At 56.2% G+C, this 15,323-nt stretch carries 16 protein-coding genes; 8 read left to right on the plus strand and 8 right to left on the minus strand.

Going from position 1 to position 15,323, the window contains the following annotated elements:
- Positions 1 to 2 precede the first annotated feature (2 nt).
- Both cyoE and ACVKSX_RS08400 read left to right on the plus strand, forming a co-directional pair.
- Positions 3 to 890 (plus strand): heme o synthase, encoded by an 888-nt coding sequence (cyoE, locus tag ACVKSX_RS08395; protein WP_010255394.1) that lies wholly within the window; start codon positions 3 to 5, stop codon positions 888 to 890.
- A 132-nt stretch (positions 891 to 1,022) separates the two neighbouring features.
- On the plus strand, positions 1,023 to 2,387 hold the full coding sequence (locus tag ACVKSX_RS08400) for an MFS transporter (protein WP_010255391.1): 1,365 nt from the start codon (positions 1,023 to 1,025) through the stop codon (positions 2,385 to 2,387).
- Between the two features lie 684 nt (positions 2,388 to 3,071).
- Here the strand turns inward: ACVKSX_RS08400 and ACVKSX_RS08405 are convergent.
- Positions 3,072 to 3,563, minus strand: coding sequence for a YajQ family cyclic di-GMP-binding protein (locus ACVKSX_RS08405; protein WP_003852530.1), 492 nt, complete (start codon positions 3,561 to 3,563; stop codon positions 3,072 to 3,074).
- A 135-nt stretch (positions 3,564 to 3,698) separates the two neighbouring features.
- Between ACVKSX_RS08405 and panE the strand changes: the two genes are divergently transcribed.
- Complete coding sequence (gene panE / locus ACVKSX_RS08410) at positions 3,699 to 4,619, plus strand: 2-dehydropantoate 2-reductase (RefSeq protein WP_033756769.1); 921 nt, start codon at positions 3,699 to 3,701, stop codon at positions 4,617 to 4,619.
- Positions 4,573 to 5,169 carry a protein deglycase YajL gene (gene yajL, locus ACVKSX_RS08415; protein WP_010671202.1) on the plus strand — a complete coding sequence of 199 codons (597 nt, stop codon included), beginning with the start codon at positions 4,573 to 4,575 and terminating at the stop codon, positions 5,167 to 5,169. Before panE ends, yajL begins: the two co-directional genes overlap by 47 nt.
- A gap of 80 nt (positions 5,170 to 5,249) precedes the next feature.
- Here the strand turns inward: yajL and thiI are convergent, their stop codons facing one another.
- A complete protein-coding gene (gene thiI / locus ACVKSX_RS08420; RefSeq protein ID WP_323168949.1) occupies positions 5,250 to 6,698 on the minus strand; it encodes a tRNA uracil 4-sulfurtransferase ThiI in 1,449 nt (482 codons plus the stop codon).
- 235 nt (positions 6,699 to 6,933) lie between these two features.
- Here thiI and xseB point away from each other — a divergent pair, with 235 nt between their 5' ends.
- From xseB to ACVKSX_RS08440, 4 genes are all read left to right on the plus strand, one after another.
- On the plus strand, positions 6,934 to 7,176 hold the full coding sequence (gene xseB, locus ACVKSX_RS08425; protein ID WP_010255382.1) for an exodeoxyribonuclease VII small subunit: 243 nt from the start codon (positions 6,934 to 6,936) through the stop codon (positions 7,174 to 7,176).
- Positions 7,176 to 8,075, plus strand: a complete 900-nt coding sequence (ispA, locus tag ACVKSX_RS08430) for a (2E,6E)-farnesyl diphosphate synthase (protein ID WP_033785424.1) — start codon at positions 7,176 to 7,178, stop codon at positions 8,073 to 8,075. Before xseB ends, ispA begins: the two co-directional genes overlap by 1 nt.
- Positions 8,076 to 8,094: 19 nt before the next feature.
- Positions 8,095 to 9,960 carry a 1-deoxy-D-xylulose-5-phosphate synthase gene (dxs, locus tag ACVKSX_RS08435; RefSeq protein WP_010255380.1) on the plus strand — a complete coding sequence of 622 codons (1,866 nt, stop codon included), beginning with the start codon at positions 8,095 to 8,097 and terminating at the stop codon, positions 9,958 to 9,960.
- Positions 9,961 to 10,042: 82 nt separating this feature from the next.
- Positions 10,043 to 11,017 (plus strand): aldo/keto reductase, encoded by a 975-nt coding sequence (locus ACVKSX_RS08440; RefSeq protein ID WP_010255378.1) that lies wholly within the window; start codon positions 10,043 to 10,045, stop codon positions 11,015 to 11,017.
- Between the two features lie 64 nt (positions 11,018 to 11,081).
- Here the strand turns inward: ACVKSX_RS08440 and pgpA are convergent, their stop codons facing one another.
- The 6 genes from pgpA to nrdR all read right to left on the minus strand — a co-directional run bounded on the left by pgpA (position 11,082) and on the right by nrdR (position 15,152).
- The gene (pgpA, locus tag ACVKSX_RS08445; RefSeq protein ID WP_031293112.1) at positions 11,082 to 11,576 is read right to left on the minus strand and encodes a phosphatidylglycerophosphatase A; all 495 of its coding nucleotides are present in this window, start codon (positions 11,574 to 11,576) and stop codon (positions 11,082 to 11,084) included.
- A complete protein-coding gene (gene thiL, locus ACVKSX_RS08450) occupies positions 11,566 to 12,543 on the minus strand; it encodes a thiamine-phosphate kinase (protein ID WP_010255374.1) in 978 nt (325 codons plus the stop codon). The genes pgpA and thiL overlap by 11 nt, the downstream gene beginning before the upstream one ends.
- A gap of 55 nt (positions 12,544 to 12,598) precedes the next feature.
- Positions 12,599 to 13,018, minus strand: a complete 420-nt coding sequence (gene nusB, locus ACVKSX_RS08455) for a transcription antitermination factor NusB (RefSeq protein ID WP_010255372.1) — start codon at positions 13,016 to 13,018, stop codon at positions 12,599 to 12,601.
- Positions 13,019 to 13,037: 19 nt separating this feature from the next.
- A complete protein-coding gene (gene ribH, locus ACVKSX_RS08460; RefSeq protein ID WP_010255369.1) occupies positions 13,038 to 13,508 on the minus strand; it encodes a 6,7-dimethyl-8-ribityllumazine synthase in 471 nt (156 codons plus the stop codon).
- A gap of 90 nt (positions 13,509 to 13,598) precedes the next feature.
- Positions 13,599 to 14,699, minus strand: coding sequence for a bifunctional diaminohydroxyphosphoribosylaminopyrimidine deaminase/5-amino-6-(5-phosphoribosylamino)uracil reductase RibD (ribD, locus tag ACVKSX_RS08465; protein ID WP_031592195.1), 1,101 nt, complete (start codon positions 14,697 to 14,699; stop codon positions 13,599 to 13,601).
- 3 nt (positions 14,700 to 14,702) lie between these two features.
- Positions 14,703 to 15,152 (minus strand): transcriptional regulator NrdR, encoded by a 450-nt coding sequence (gene nrdR / locus ACVKSX_RS08470; protein ID WP_009091750.1) that lies wholly within the window; start codon positions 15,150 to 15,152, stop codon positions 14,703 to 14,705.
- Positions 15,153 to 15,323: the final 171 nt, after the last annotated feature.

A 15,323-nucleotide genomic window follows, 5' to 3' on the forward strand; every position in this document is an offset into this window, starting at 1 on the left:
TAATGTTTAAGCAATACCTGCAAGTTACAAAACCAGGAATTATTTTCGGGAATTTAATTTCTGTGATCGGCGGATTTCTGTTGGCTTCCAAAGGCAACACGGATTACGCCCTGTTTCTCATCACCCTGGTGGGCGTGTCACTGGTGGTTGCATCGGGTTGTGTGTTTAACAACGTGATCGACCGCGACATTGACATCAAGATGGAGAGAACCAGGAATCGGGTGCTGGTAAAAGGCCTCATCTCCGCGAAAGTAAGCCTGGTTTATGCCACTGTGCTGGGTATTGCTGGCTTTGCGTTGCTCTACTTCGGTGCTAATCCGCTGGCCATGTGGCTGGCGGTGATGGGCTTCGTGGTGTACGTGGGCATCTACAGTCTCTACATGAAGCGTAATTCCGTTTACGGTACGCTGATTGGCAGTCTGTCGGGTGCTGCGCCGCCGGTTATCGGCTACTGCGCGGTCTCTAACCAGTTTGATGCTGGCGCATTAATCCTGCTGGCGATCTTTAGCCTGTGGCAGATGCCGCATTCGTACGCGATTGCCATCTTCCGCTTTAAAGATTACCAGGCAGCGAACATCCCGGTTCTGCCGGTGGTGAAAGGCATTTCCGTGGCTAAAAATCATATTACGCTCTATATCCTGGCGTTTATGATTGCCACGCTGATGCTGACGCTGGGAGGCTACGCGGGCTACAAATATCTGGTGGTGGCTGCTGCGGTCAGCGTCTGGTGGCTGGGCATGGCGTTATCGGGTTATAAAACCGCTGATGACCGTGTCTGGGCGCGTAAACTGTTTGTCTTCTCTATCGTGACCATCACCGCACTGAGCGTGATGATGTCGGTGGATTCGATGGCTCCGGCCTCGAAGGACCTGCTGACTTACGTCTGGTAACCGGCACCGATACAGCATGAAAAGGGCGCGATTTTCGCGCCCTTTCTTTTTGTTACCACTGCTTAAAAACTATTGTTTTACCCGCCCTGCCCCGCCCCCTAGAATAAATGCAGCACATTAACAGAGGTTGGAATGAACGATAATAAAATGACTCCGGTGGAGCTGCGCGCCACATGGGGCCTCGGTACGGTCTTTTCCCTGCGCATGCTGGGAATGTTTATGGTCCTGCCGGTACTGACCACTTATGGCATGGCATTACAGGGCGCGAGTGAAACCTTAATTGGCCTGGCAATCGGCATTTATGGCCTTGCCCAGGCGATATTTCAGATTCCTTTTGGTCTGCTCTCCGATCGCATCGGGCGTAAGCCGCTGATCGTTGGCGGACTGTTGCTGTTTGTCCTGGGCAGTATTATTGCTGCCTGCACCGACTCCATCTGGGGCATTATTCTGGGCCGTGCACTTCAGGGCTCAGGCGCGATTGCCGCTGCCGTGATGGCGCTGTTATCCGATTTAACCCGTGAGCAGAACCGCACCAAAGCGATGGCGTTTATCGGCATCAGTTTTGGCGTTACCTTCGCGATCGCCATGGTGGTCGGCCCGATTGTTACTCACGCACTGGGCCTGCATGCGCTGTTCTGGATGATTGCGATTCTGGCGTCGCTGGGTATCGTGATCACTCTGCTGGTGGTGCCATCGGCCTCCCATCATGTTCTGAACCGTGAATCAGGCATGGTTAAAGGCAGCTTCCGCAAAGTGCTGGCTAACCCACGTCTGGTGAAGCTTAATATCGGTATTTTCTGCCTGCACGTCCTGCTGATGTCGAGCTTTGTCGCGTTGCCGGGGCAGTTTGAACAGGCAGGCTTCCCGGCTCCCGAACACTGGAAAGTCTATCTCTCCACCATGCTGATCGCTTTTGCCGGCGTAGTACCCTTTATCATTTATGCCGAAGTGAAGCGCCGCATGAAGCGTGTCTTTGTCGGCTGCGTCGGGATGATTGTCATTGCCGAGATCGTATTGTGGGGCGCGGAAGGACATTTCTGGACGCTGGTGGTGGGAGTTCAGCTCTTCTTCTTCGCCTTCAACCTGATGGAAGCGATTCTGCCTTCGCTGATCAGTAAAGAGTCGCCTGCGGGCTACAAAGGCACGGCGATGGGGATCTACTCCACCAGCCAGTTCCTGGGCGTGGCCGTTGGCGGCAGCATGGGTGGCTGGGTATTTGGTCATTTCGATGCGCAGACCGTATTCCTGGTTGGCGCGATGGTGGCCGCAGCCTGGCTGTTTGTCAGCATGACAATGCAGGAACCGCCTTATGTCAGCAGCCTGCGCATCGTGCTGAGTGATGCCGCACTGGCCGTGCCGAATCTGGAGCAGCGCCTGAAAGCGCAGCCGGGCGTTAACTCTGTGTTTATCGTGCCCGAAGAGAAAAGCGCCTACATCAAAATTGATAGCAAGGTTACCAGCCGCCCTGAGCTGGAAGCTCTGCTGGGTAGTTGTTAGCTTAAAAAGTTTAGTGATAACGTCAGCTCGTTTCGCTTCAGGATCGAGCTGGCTCAGGGAACACGGTCAGATCGGAAAGTCGCAAAAGCCGCCATCCATGGCACGCTCGGCCCGCGCCGTCCCTGGCGCGGGACGCTTTCCTCCTCTGACCGTGTTCCCTGCGCCCCTGAGCTTTTGAGTTGCTGCTAAGTTCCCCCAGGATTTGAATCTGTTAATAGACTCAAATCCAACTCAATCCTGGTTTCAGACAGCTTATAAACTCAAAGCAAGGGGGCCAGCATAGGCTCAACCGCGCCAAACTCGGCACAAGCCTTCTTACAGACAACTCATAAATCCAAGGCGATGGGAGCCTGTGCCTGTAGCAAAGCATCGCGGGCCAGGGACAAAAACGCCGGGAGCGTTTTTGAACAACGCAACGCGTTGGCCCGGCTACGGGCGCACCTCAGGGATGAGGTGCGTAATCGCCCGCGCTGAGCCGCCATGGATGGCGCTTTTGCGTCTTTGCGAAAGGCACAGGCTCCCTGAGCAAGCGCGCGATCGCACAGACGCCCTACAGCTCCCAACTCTCTCCAGAATTTCGACTTGTTTAAAGCGACAGAAGCCCACCCAAACTCAACAACAAAAAACCCGGCCTTAGCCGGGTTTTTATCACTGCATTCATGCTGAAATTCAGCCGGCCCCCGCTTAATCGCGGAAGTTTTTAAACTGGAATGGCTGCCCCAGATTGCTGCCGCGCACGATTGCCATCGCACCCTGCAAATCATCACGCGCTTTGCCGGTTACACGCAATGCTTCACCCTGAATCTGGGTCTGCACTTTCAGCTTGCTGTCTTTGATCAGCTTCACCAGCTTCTTCGCCACGTCGCTTTCAATGCCTTTTTTCAGTTTGGCATCGACCGCCCAGCTTTTGCCGCTGTGCTCAATCTCTTCCGGCACCTCTAAAGCACCGCCTTCAATCCCGCGCTTCAGTAACTTCTCACGCAAAATATCCACCAGCTGCTTAACCTGAAAATCGGACTCGCTGGTGATTTTGATGGTTTCATTCTTTTCGTTGAGCTCAAACTCGGCGCTCACGTTGCGGAAATCGAAGCGGGTAGACACTTCACGGTTGGCATTTTCCACCGCATTGCGAATTTCCTGCAGATCGACTTCTGAAACGATATCGAAAGATGGCATCTCTTCTTCTCCTGACGCTAAAGTGACATGCATAATACGCGTCTTAAGGTGCTAAATAAAATCAGGCTGCACACAACGCTATAATGACAGTGTGACAGTAAATAATAGATGGATAGCCCGCCAGCGGGAGGCAGCATGAAAATTACCGTGTTAGGTTGCGGCGCTCTGGGTCAGATCTGGATGACAACCCTTGCCCGCCAGGGACATGAGGTGCAGGGATGGTTGCGGGTGCCGCAGCCCTACTGTTCAGCCAATGTGATTGATCCACAGGGTAACATTTCGAACCGCACGTTTATCGCCAACGATCCGCTGTTTCTGGCAGAAAGCCAGCTGCTGCTGGTTACGCTCAAAGCCCCGCAGGTCTCGCCCGCGGTGAAAAACCTGGAAAGCGTGCTGCCAGAAAACTGCCCGGTGCTCCTGCTGCACAACGGCATGGGGACGCTGGAAGAGCTGAAAGGGCTGACTCAGCCGCTGCTGCGCGGCGTCACCACCCATGCGGCGATGCGCGACGGCACCGTTATTAAACACATCGCCAGTGGCATTACCCACATCGGCCCCGGTAACCGCAAAAGCGCCGCTTACAGCGATCTCGCCGATATCCTGCATCATGCCCTGCCTGATGTCGCCTGGCATGACAACATCCGGGCGGCCTGCTGGCGCAAGCTGGCAGTGAACTGCATCATCAATCCGCTTAGCGTGGAGTATGAGTGCCAGAACGGTGCCCTGCGCGCTTATCCGGAGCAGATCGCGCAACTGTGCGAAGAGATCAGCTGGGTCATGGAGCGCGAAGGTCAGAACGTTGCCAGCGAAAGCCTGCAGGACATCATCTTCGACGTGATTGAAAGCACCGCGGCCAACACCTCTTCGATGCTGCAGGACATACGCGCCCAGCGTCTTACCGAAATCGACTATATCAGCGGTTTTCTGCTGCGCCGCGCCCGGACGCACGGCCTGGTGCTGACGGAGAATACCCGTCTGTATGACATTGTAAAACGCAAGGAGTCCCATTATGACCGCGAACGCATCAGTGCTGGTTTGCCTGGCACATGGCAGTGAAGAAACCGAAGCCGTCACCACCATCGACCTGCTGGTACGGGCCGGGCTGAACGTCGTCACCGCCAGCGTCGAAAGCGACGGCAACCGGGAGATCGTCTGCTCACGCGGTGTTCGTCTGCTGGCTGACGTGACGCTGGTTGAAGTCGCCGACAATGATTTCGCCGCCATCGTCCTGCCCGGCGGCCTGAAAGGCGCCGAAACCTTCCGTGACAGTCCGCTGTTAGTCGAAACGGTACGCCAGTTTCACCTCAATGAAAGGATCGTCGCCGCTATCTGCGCAGCAGCAGGCACGGTACTCATCCCCCACGATCTCTTCCCGGTCGGTAACATGACTGGCTTTCCCGGCTTAAAAGAGACCATTCCGTCAGACAAGTGGATGGAGCGGCGTGTGGTCTGGGATCCCCGCGTCAATCTGCTGACCAGCCAGGGGCCAGGCACGGCAATGGATTTTGCGCTAAAGCTGATCGATCTGCTGGTGGGAAAAGAGATGGCGCGCGAAGTGGCCGCACAGCTGGTGCTTGCTCCCGGCATTTATGACTATCAGGCGTAAACACGCTGAGTTGAACAATCTGTTTTAAGACAATGCAGCCAGTCAGACCTGAACAGGCGCTGACTGGCTCTGAGGCGTCACTACGGGCGGTAGACTTTCACGTTTTTAAAGCCCTGCTCATGCAGATAGAGTGCCTGCAGACGGCTCATCACACCACGATCGCAGTAGAGCAACCAGGTCCGGTTCTGATCGAGATCGCCAAACTGCGTACTGAGTTTGTAGAACGGCAGCGACTTCACCTCCGTAGCTTTCAGTGCCAGAGGCTTCTCTTCCTGCTCATCAATAGAGCGGATATCCAGCACCACGTCGTTCTCGCTCAGCAGGGCGACAGTCTCAACTTCAACCACCTCCTCTTCTGTCTGCTCAGCGATGGTACGGATATCGACGTTGGTCGCCTCTTCAATGACCCGATCCAGAATCGTGAAGTCGAAATTCTGCTCTTCAGCCTCGATCTTCTCTTTCACCGCTTTCACGGTCGGGCTTTTTGAGATGACACCGCAATATTCCGGCATGGTGCTGGCGAAATCTTCGGTGCCAATCTCACGGGCAATCCTGATGATGTGCTCTTTGTCATGAGAGATCAGCGGACGCAGAATCAGCGTATCAGAGGCGTTATCAATCAGGCGCAGGTTGGTCAGCGTCTGGCTCGACACCTGACCCACCGCTTCACCGGTAACCAGCGCCTGCACGCCGTAGCGCTCAGCAATCGACGAGGCGGCACGCACCATCATGCGCTTCAGCACCACACCCATCTGACCGTCATCCACTTTTTCGAGGATCTCACCCACTACCGGCTCAAAATTGATCGCCACGAACCGCACGCGGTGTGAACGACCAAAACGATTCCACAGATAGTGCGCAACCTGACGGACGCCAATCTCATGGGCGGCACCGCCAAGATTAAAGAAGCAGTAATGTACGCGGCTGCCGCGACGCAGCAGCATATAGCTGGAGACGCCGGAGTCAAAGCCACCGGAAATCAGCGACAGCACATCTTCCTGCGTGCCGATCGGGAAACCGCCCAGACCTTCGTAGCGCGCAGTCACCAGCGTCAGACGATTCTCTTCAACTTCAAGATTCACCGTCACGTCCGGGTTTTTAAGCTGTACGCGGGCGCTTTCAATATGCTGATTCAGACCACCGCCAACATAGCGCTCCACATCCTGTGAACTGAAGCTATGCTTACCACGACGCTTAACACGCACGCAGAAGCTCTTCCCTTCAAGGCTGTCGCGATACTGCACTAAAGTCTGTTCAAAGATGTGATGAATATCGGTGTACTCACGATCTTCAACCGCTAAAACGTGATGAATCCCCGGAATGCGCGTCAGCTCATCGGGAATAATGTCCCGCAGCACCGGATTTTTCGAACGCACTTCAATGTGATCCCAGTGACGCACAACGGCGATTTCGTCGCTAACGGTTTTCAGGACGTTGCGGATATTGCTGGCAAGAATCTTGATAAAGCGCAAACGCACCGACGGACTCTTGATGGTGATTTCAGGAAATAACTTGATGATAAACTTCATGGCGGCGACACAGCTTCGTTGGGCAAATAAGTGCTAAAACAGGCAGCACTTAGCTGGTAAAATCACAAAATTGCGGGCTGCAAGGCGCAACCGCATCCGAGGCGCGGGAGTATATCACCTTTGTCAGGTGACTGCTTCTTCATCAGCCGCCGCATTGATTATTTTGCTAATCATAGGGTCTCAGCTACCATGACCGATTGCGAGATAATGTCCCAACCGTGAGTCGACACGAAATATGCCGAAAAAAGCCGAACAGCCAGCCAGCTTTGAAACGTCATTGCAGCAGCTGGAGCAGATTGTCAGCCGTCTGGAAAGTGGTGAACTGCCGCTGGAAGAAGCCCTGAACGAATTTGAGCGCGGCGTGCAGCTGGCGCGGACTGGCCAGCAGACGCTGCAGCAGGCTGAACAGCGGGTCCGTATTCTGCTGAACGATGATAAAGATGCCGACCTCACTGCTTTCACGCCGGAAAACAGCTAATGGATTTCGCCCGATTACTCGACGCGTATCAGCAGCAGGTTAACGCCGCGCTGACGCGTTTTATAGAGCCACTTCCTTTTCAGAGTTCTCCTCTGGTGAATGCCATGCATTATGGGGCATTATTAGGCGGTAAACGCCTGCGTCCTTTTCTGGTCTACGCTACCGGCGAAATGCTCCACGCCGACCCGGCGAGTCTGGATGCCCCCGCCGCCGCGGTTGAATGCATTCATGCGTACTCTCTGATTCATGACGATCTCCCCGCAATGGACGACGACGCACTGCGTCGCGGGCAGCCAACCTGTCACATTAAATATGGCGAAGATACCGCGATTCTGGCGGGCGACGCCCTGCAGACGCTGGCCTTTTCAATTCTGGCCGACGAAGCAATGCCCGGTGTCAGCGCTGAATATCGTCTGATGATGCTCTCTGAACTGGCGAAAGCCAGCGGCGTGGCCGGCATGTGTGGCGGACAGGCGCTTGATTTAGCGGCGGAAGGTAAATCTGTGGATCTGGACCAGCTGGAGCAGATCCATCGTCATAAAACCGGCGCGCTGATCCGTTCAGCGGTACGATTAGGCGCCTTAACGGCGGGTGATGCTGGCCGTGAAGCCCTGCCGCTGCTCGACCGCTATGCAGAGGCCATTGGTCTCGCGTTTCAGGTGCAGGACGACATTCTGGATGTGATCGGTGACACAGCGGTGATCGGAAAACGCCAGGGTGCCGATCAGCATCTGGGAAAAAGCACCTATCCTTCACTGTTAGGCCTTGAAAATGCCCAAGCTAAAGCGCGGGATTTGTATCAGGAAGCACTTGATACGTTAGAAATGCTCGCTGCGCACTCTTATAACACTACAGCACTGCAGGCGCTGGCGAGCTTCATAATTGAACGCGACAAATAACTTCCATAATGAGTCTCTGATGAGTTTTGATATTGCTAAATACCCGACACTGGCGCTGGCAAACACGGTTCAGGAGCTGCGCGCCCTGCCGAAAGAGAAGTTGCCTGCGCTCTGTGATGAACTGCGTCAGTATCTGTTAGACAGTGTAAGCCGCTCCAGCGGCCATTTTGCGTCGGGTCTGGGCGTGGTCGAACTGACGGTTGCGCTGCATTATGTCTATAACACCCCCTTTGACCATCTGGTATGGGATGTGGGTCATCAGGCTTATCCCCATAAAATTCTGACCGGTCGCCGCGATCGCATCGGTACGATTCGTCAGAAAAATGGCGTACACCCGTTTCCATGGCGCGGCGAAAGTGAATATGACGTATTGAGCGTCGGTCACTCGTCAACCTCCATCAGTGCCGGTCTCGGCATGGCCGCGGCGGCAGAACGTGAAGGTCAGGGTCGTCGCACCGCCTGTATTATTGGCGATGGCGCCATCACCGCTGGCATGGCGTTTGAGGCGATGAACCACGCCGGTGATATTAAGCCGGACATGCTGGTGATCCTCAACGACAACGAGATGTCGATCTCCGAAAACGTCGGCGCGCTGAATAACCGTCTGGCGCAGATCCTGTCGGGTAAAACCTACGCGCGACTGCGCGAAGGCAGCAAGCGTGTGCTGACCAGCCTGCCACCGATTAAAGAGCTGGTAAGACGCACCGAAGAGCATCTCAAAGGCATGGTCGTGCCGGGCACGCTGTTCGAAGAGCTGGGCTTTAATTATATCGGCCCGGTAGATGGGCACGATGTGCTGACGCTGGTCAATACGCTGAGCAACATGCGCAGCCTGAAAGGGCCGCAGTTCCTGCATATCATGACGAAGAAAGGCAAAGGCTACGCCCCGGCAGAGGAAGATCCGATTGCCTGGCACGCCGTGCCTAAATTTGATCCTGCGATTGGCGAACTGCCAAAAAGCGCAGAAGGCCTGCCGAGCTACTCTAAAATCTTCGGTAACTGGCTGTGCGAAATGGCCGCCGACGATCCGAAACTGATGGCGATTACGCCAGCAATGCGCGAAGGCTCCGGCATGGTGGCCTTCTCACGCGAATTTCCGAAACAATATTTCGATGTGGCGATTGCCGAGCAGCACGCCGTGACCTTCGCTGCCGGTATGGCGATTGGCGGCTATAAACCGATTGTTGCTATCTACTCCACCTTCCTGCAGCGCGCCTACGATCAGCTGATCCATGACGTCGCCATCCAGAAACTGCCGGTCCTGTTTGCTATCGATCGCGGTGGTATTGTTGGCGCGGATGGTCAGACTCACCAGGGCGCGTTTGATCTCGCCTATCTGCGCTGCGTGCCGGATATGGTGATCATGACCCCCAGCGATGAAAATGAGTGTCGGCAGATGCTCTACACCGGCTATCACTATCAGGATGGTCCAAGTGCAGTGCGCTATCCGCGCGGCACCGGTGTCGGCACGCCACTGGCACCGCTGCAGAGCCTGCCGCTGGGTAAAGCCGTGGTGAAACGTCAGGGTGAAAAGCTGGCGATTCTGAATTTCGGCACCCTGTTGCCGGAAGCAGCCGCCACGGCGGAAGCGCTGAATGCGACTCTGGTCGATATGCGCTTTGTGAAGCCGCTGGATGAGGCGCTGATCGCCGAGCTCGCCGCCACGCACGACTCGCTGATTACGCTGGAAGAAGGCGCCATCAAAGGCGGCGCCGGCAGTGGCGTCAATGAGTTTGTCATGGCGAAACGTCTGGCTGTTCCGGTGCTGAACATCGGTCTGCCTGATGAGTTCATCCCGCAGGGGACGCAGGATGAAGTGCGTCATGACTATCTGCTGGACGCGGAGGGCATTCAGCAGCAGATCGCCCACTGGCTGGCGCAGTAACCTCCCCTCTCTGCGCTCCCCCCTCGGGGAGCGCAACATCCTGCTATGCTAAGACCTTTGCACTTTCGCAGGAGCCTCCACCATGAAAACGATTCAACTGGGTACCACCGATCTACAGGTGTCGCGTCTCTGTCTTGGCTGCATGACTTATGGCGAACCCACGCGCGGCAACCATGCCTGGACGCTGCCGGAAGCGAGCAGCCGTCCGCTGATCCAGCAGGCGCTGAACGCGGGGATCAACTTTTTCGATACCGCCAACAGCTATTCAGATGGCAGCAGCGAAGAGATCCTGGGCCGGGCGCTGAAAGACTTTGCCCGCCGTGAAGAGATCGTGGTCGCCACCAAAGTCTATTTCCCGCTGACCAATCTGTCACAGGGATTGTCGCGCAAGAATATTCTGCAATCCATTGATGACAGCCTGCAGCGTCTCGGCATGGAGTATGTCGACCTGCTGCAGATTCACCGCTGGGATTATGAGACGCCGCTGGAAGAGACACTGGAAGCGCTGCATGAAGTCGTGCAGTCTGGCAAAGCACGTTATATCGGTGCCTCGTCGATGCACGCCAGTCAGTTTGCTCAGGCGTTGCAGATGCAGTCGGAACAGGGCTGGCATCGCTTTGTCAGCATGCAGGATCAGTACAACCTGATTCAGCGCGAAGAGGAGCGTGAAATGCATCCGCTCTGCCTGCAAGAGCAGATTGCCGTGCTGCCGTGGAGTCCGCTGGCACGCGGTAAGCTGACCCGCCCGTGGGGGGAAAATACCGCGCGTTCCGCCTCTGACAAAGTGATGGCGTCGCTCTATGACAATACCGAAGAGAATGATGCTGTGATTGCAGAGCGGCTGGCGCAGGTGGCGGAAGATAAAGGTGTAACGCGGGCGCAGGTGGCTCTGGCCTGGCTGCTGAGCAAGCCTGCCGTCACGGCACCGATTATTGGTGCGTCGCGTGCTGAGCAGTTTGAGGATCTGGTGAAGGCGGTGGATGTCACGCTGAGTGACGAGGAAGTTGCACTGCTGGAAGAGGTCTATCAGCCGCATCAGCCGGTAGGATTCGAATAAAATCAGAGAAGGAGACGACCTGCCCGGGCGTCACCTTCTGTCGCGGTGTGATGAGCCCTGGCAGTTAACCTGCCAGCCAGACCCCAAAGCCATACAGCATGGCAGCGGAAATCACGCCAGCAATAATGTCATCCACCATAATGCCCATGCCGCCATGCACATTGCGGTCAAACCAGCGAATCGGCCACGGCTTCCACATATCAAGAATACGGAACAGCACAAAGCCACCCAGAACCCATTGCCAGCTGTTGACCGGAATCGCCATCAGCGTGATCCACATGCCGATAAACTCATCCCAGACAATACTGCCGTGATCGTGTACGCCCATATCTTTAGCGGTGCGATGGCAGAGATAGACGCCAACGCAGATACCGACCAGCACCACCAGCGAATAGAGATCCTGCGGCAGATAGGTCATCAGCCACCAGAACGGAATGGCCGCCAGCGATCCCATGGTGCCAGGCACGACCGGGCTTAATCCGCTGCCGAAACCGGTCGCCAGCAGATGCCAGGGATTGCTCATCCGCAGGCGACTCTTCGCCACGTCGTTATTTAGCATCAAAGTGATCAAACCCTTTATGACGGAATGTGGCGGGCTTGCCATTATCCAGCAGCGTTAAGCCTTCCGACTCCGGCGCCATCTGTCCGATGCAGGTATAGGGCACGCCCAGGTGACCCAGCGCCACATCGAGCGCGCCGCGATTGACCTCGGGCACCGTAAAGCAGAGTTCGTAATCTTCTCCGCCACTCAGCGCCCAGCGCAGGACCTGCTCAGGGTCGAAATGGTCGCGCAGCGCAGCCGAAAGGGGCAACGCATCCAGATTAAGCCGTGCGCCACAGCCGCTGGCTTTCAGCACGTGGCCGAGATCGGAAATCAGGCCGTCGGAAAGATCCACCGCTGAGGAGGCCAGCGAACGCAGCGCCTGGCCCTGCAGAATGCGCGGCATAGGACGCAGATGACGTTTAATCAGCGCTTCATGCACCGCCGGATCGCTGATGCGGCAGTGATGTTGCAGCAGCGCCAGGCCCGCCGCGCTGTCACCCAGCGTACCGGTCACGTAAATCCAGTCACCCGGCTTCGCGCCTGAACGTTTCAGGGCACGGCCCTGCGGCACCAGACCGTGAATCGCCAGCGTCAGGCTCAGCGGGCCACGGGTGGTGTCGCCGCCGACCAGCTGCATGTCGTAATATTCCAGCAGTTCAAACAGGCTTTCGCTGAAGGCAGAGAGCCAGCTCTCATCGACCTGCGGCAGCGTTAAGGCCAGTGTCAGCCACGCAGGGTCGGCGCCCATGGCAGCAAGGTCGCTGAGATTCACAGCCAGGGCTTTGTAACCCAGATCGGCAGGATGGATATCCCGTAAGAAGTGCACACCCGCGACCAGGGTATCGGTGCTGATCGCCAGCGTCTGTTTTTCCGGCACGCTAAGTAACGCACAATCGTCACCGATGCCGAGTTCGACATCACGGCGGCTGCGTGTTCTGCGGTTGAAGTAGCGTGCGATGAGTTCAAATTCACCACAAGACATAATTGCGTTCCGCTTAACCCTTCATGAAAAAAGGCCGGCAAGCCGGCCTTTTTGTTTATTTGCGATTGGGTCGAATTTGTGGACCGGCTTTATCAAGCACGCCGTTAACAAATTTATGACTGTCTTCGGCACCGAAGACTTTCGCCAGCTCAATCCCTTCGTTGATGGCCACTTTATAAGGCACATCATTACGTTTGCTCAGCTCATACAGCGAGATGCGCAGGATAGCTTTTTCTACCTGGCCCAGCTCTTCGAGCTGACGCGACAGATAGGGCTTCATCAGTCCATCCAGATACGCACTGTTGGTCGCCACACCGGACAGCAGTTCGCGGAAGTAGGTAATGTCGACGTCTTTGACGTCCTGTTCCGCCAGAAACTGGTATTCCACATCGGCAATGTCGTTATTCGACAACTGCCAGGAGTAAAGCGCCTGAACAGCGCACTCACGGGCGCGACGACGAGCAGCAGGTTTCACAAAATTCCCCTTACAAAAATCAGGCTTTAATGGCTTTCAATACGTTGATCATTTCGAGCGCAGTCAGAGCCGCTTCAGCACCTTTGTTACCCGCTTTGGTGCCGGCACGCTCAATGGCCTGCTCGATGCTTTCAGTGGTCAGCACGCCAAACGCGACAGGAATCTCGCTGTTCATGGCAACGCTGGCGATACCGGAGCTGGCTTCACCCGCCACATATTCGAAGTGCGCAGTGCCACCACGAATAACCGTACCGAGTGCGATAATCGCATCATATTTGCCGGTGTTGGCCAGCGCGCGTGCTGCCAGAGGCAGTTCGTATGCACCAGGCACCCAGACTACGGTGATATTGTCATCTTTGACCTGGCCGATACGTTTCAGGGCGTCAACTGCGCCATCCAGCAGGCTGTCATTAATGAAGTTGTTAAAACGCGCGATAACGATGGCAACATTGGCCTCAGGCGTTGCAACAGCAGCTTCGATAACTTTCATACTTATCCTTTCAGGGGTTTGGTTGGCCCCGCGCAGGGGGGCGGATTCTATCATACTCTTGGGCGGCGTGCTCTCGCTTTTCCGACCGTGTTATTGTGGTGTCAGGGTCAGGCGTAAATCGTCACCGACCTGGCGGACATCACTGAAACGGAAGGCAGGTGCGTCAGCCAGCTGGCTCAGTCCCGGCAGCTGACACAGCCCGCGTCCTTCATGACCTAATAGCTTAGGCGCCAGATAAACAATCAGTTCATCGACCAGTCCGGCCTGCAACAGGGCACCGGCCAGCGTTGCGCCCGCTTCAACCCAGACGCTGTTAATCTGTCGCTGTCCCAGCAGCATCATCATCGCCACCAGGTCCAGCTGTTGTTCGCGCAGCGGAACAGCGATTTGCGTCACGTCAGCGGGCCAGCTCTGCTGATCGGGCTGATGACGCATCAGCCAGGTTTCGCCTGGCTGCTCAATGAGCCGATGCTGCGGCGTCACGCGATTCTGGCTGTCGATAATCACCCGCACCGGCTGACGCAGTTGCTGCTCATCAAGCAGTGCCTGGCTCTCCGCATTGAGTTCAGACCAGCGTACCGTCAGGGAAGGATCGTCCGCCAGCACCGTGGCGCTGCTGCTGAGAATGGCGGCGCTCTGCGCACGCAGGCGCTGCACATCACGACGGGCAGCCGGCGAGGTTATCCACTGACTTTCGCCGCTGGCCATTGCCGTTCTGCCATCCAGTGAGGCACCCAGCTTGAGCTGGATCCAGGGGAAGCCAGTGCGCATGCGTTTGAGGAAACCGCGATTCAGCGCCTCCGCTTCCGGCATCATCAGACCGTGGCTGACCTCAATGCCCGCCTGATGCAGACGGTGCAGTCCGCGCCCCGCTACCTGCGGATTCGGATCCTGCATGGCGGCCACGACACGGGTAACGCCAGCGGCGATCAGCGCATCACAGCAGGGTGGCGTACGGCCATGATGGCTGCAGGGCTCCAGCGTGACATAGGCGGTTGCGCCACGCGCTTTCTCGCCCGCCATGCGCAGGGCGTGGACTTCAGCATGCGGTTCACCGGCGCGCTGATGCCAGCCCTCACCGACCACCTCGCCATCGCGCACAATCACGCAGCCCACATTGGGGTTCGGCATCGTCGTAAAGCGGCCGCGTCGCGCCAGTTCCAGCGCACGCGCCATATAAAGTTCATCCATGGTTTAATCCTGTAACCGGGCGATCTCTTCGCCAAAATCACGAATGTCTTCAAAGCTGCGGTAAACCGAGGCAAAGCGGATGTAGGCGACTTTATCGAGCTTCTTCAGCTCATCCATCACCAGATTGCCAATCAGCTTACTGGGGATCTCACGTTCACCGGTGGCACGCAGCTGGGTTTTAATATGGTTTACGGCGCTTTCAACCGCATCGGCGCTGACCGGACGCTTCTCAAGCGCTTTCATCATCCCGCTGGCCATTTTGTCTTCATTAAAGGGTTCGCGCACGTCATTGCTTTTCACCACGCGTGGCATCACCAGTTCCGCCACCTCGAAGGTGGTAAAACGCTCATGACACATCAGACACTGGCGGCGGCGGCGCACCGAAGAGCCTTCACTAACCAGACGAGAATCAATCACTTTGGTGTCCACAGCGGAGCAGAATGGGCAATGCATGACGTTTCCTGACGCGAGAGAGATGGGCCAGACAGTGTAACGCGAACTGCGAATCAACAAAATCTCTTCCGTGCCTTTCCTGTGCCACCACGCACAGCATAAATGATGTTAAATATCAGCGACGGCAAAAGGGTCTACGCTTATAGAGCCGAAAGACGGCGTATATCCACT

This window comes from Pantoea sp. PvP021 (assembly GCF_054056055.1).

Excerpts from the sequence above, each read along its gene's own strand:
- pgpA (WP_031293112.1), bottom strand. The coding sequence starts at position 11,576 with ATGCTAAATAACGACGTGGCGAAGAGTCGCCTGCGGATGAGCAATCCC.
- ribD (WP_031592195.1), bottom strand. The coding sequence starts at position 14,699 with ATGGATGAACTTTATATGGCGCGTGCGCTGGAACTGGCGCGACGCGGC.
- cyoE (WP_010255394.1), top strand. The coding sequence starts at position 3 with ATGTTTAAGCAATACCTGCAAGTTACAAAACCAGGAATTATTTTCGGG.
- xseB (WP_010255382.1), top strand. The coding sequence starts at position 6,934 with ATGCCGAAAAAAGCCGAACAGCCAGCCAGCTTTGAAACGTCATTGCAG.
- panE (WP_033756769.1), top strand. The coding sequence starts at position 3,699 with ATGAAAATTACCGTGTTAGGTTGCGGCGCTCTGGGTCAGATCTGGATG.
- ispA (WP_033785424.1), top strand. The coding sequence starts at position 7,176 with ATGGATTTCGCCCGATTACTCGACGCGTATCAGCAGCAGGTTAACGCC.
- ribH (WP_010255369.1), bottom strand. The coding sequence starts at position 13,508 with ATGAAAGTTATCGAAGCTGCTGTTGCAACGCCTGAGGCCAATGTTGCC.
- ACVKSX_RS08405 (WP_003852530.1), bottom strand. The coding sequence starts at position 3,563 with ATGCCATCTTTCGATATCGTTTCAGAAGTCGATCTGCAGGAAATTCGC.
- dxs (WP_010255380.1), top strand. The coding sequence starts at position 8,095 with ATGAGTTTTGATATTGCTAAATACCCGACACTGGCGCTGGCAAACACG.
- nrdR (WP_009091750.1), bottom strand. The coding sequence starts at position 15,152 with ATGCATTGCCCATTCTGCTCCGCTGTGGACACCAAAGTGATTGATTCT.
- ACVKSX_RS08400 (WP_010255391.1), top strand. The coding sequence starts at position 1,023 with ATGAACGATAATAAAATGACTCCGGTGGAGCTGCGCGCCACATGGGGC.
- thiL (WP_010255374.1), bottom strand. The coding sequence starts at position 12,543 with ATGTCTTGTGGTGAATTTGAACTCATCGCACGCTACTTCAACCGCAGA.
- thiI (WP_323168949.1), bottom strand. The coding sequence starts at position 6,698 with ATGAAGTTTATCATCAAGTTATTTCCTGAAATCACCATCAAGAGTCCG.
- yajL (WP_010671202.1), top strand. The coding sequence starts at position 4,573 with ATGACCGCGAACGCATCAGTGCTGGTTTGCCTGGCACATGGCAGTGAA.
- ACVKSX_RS08440 (WP_010255378.1), top strand. The coding sequence starts at position 10,043 with ATGAAAACGATTCAACTGGGTACCACCGATCTACAGGTGTCGCGTCTC.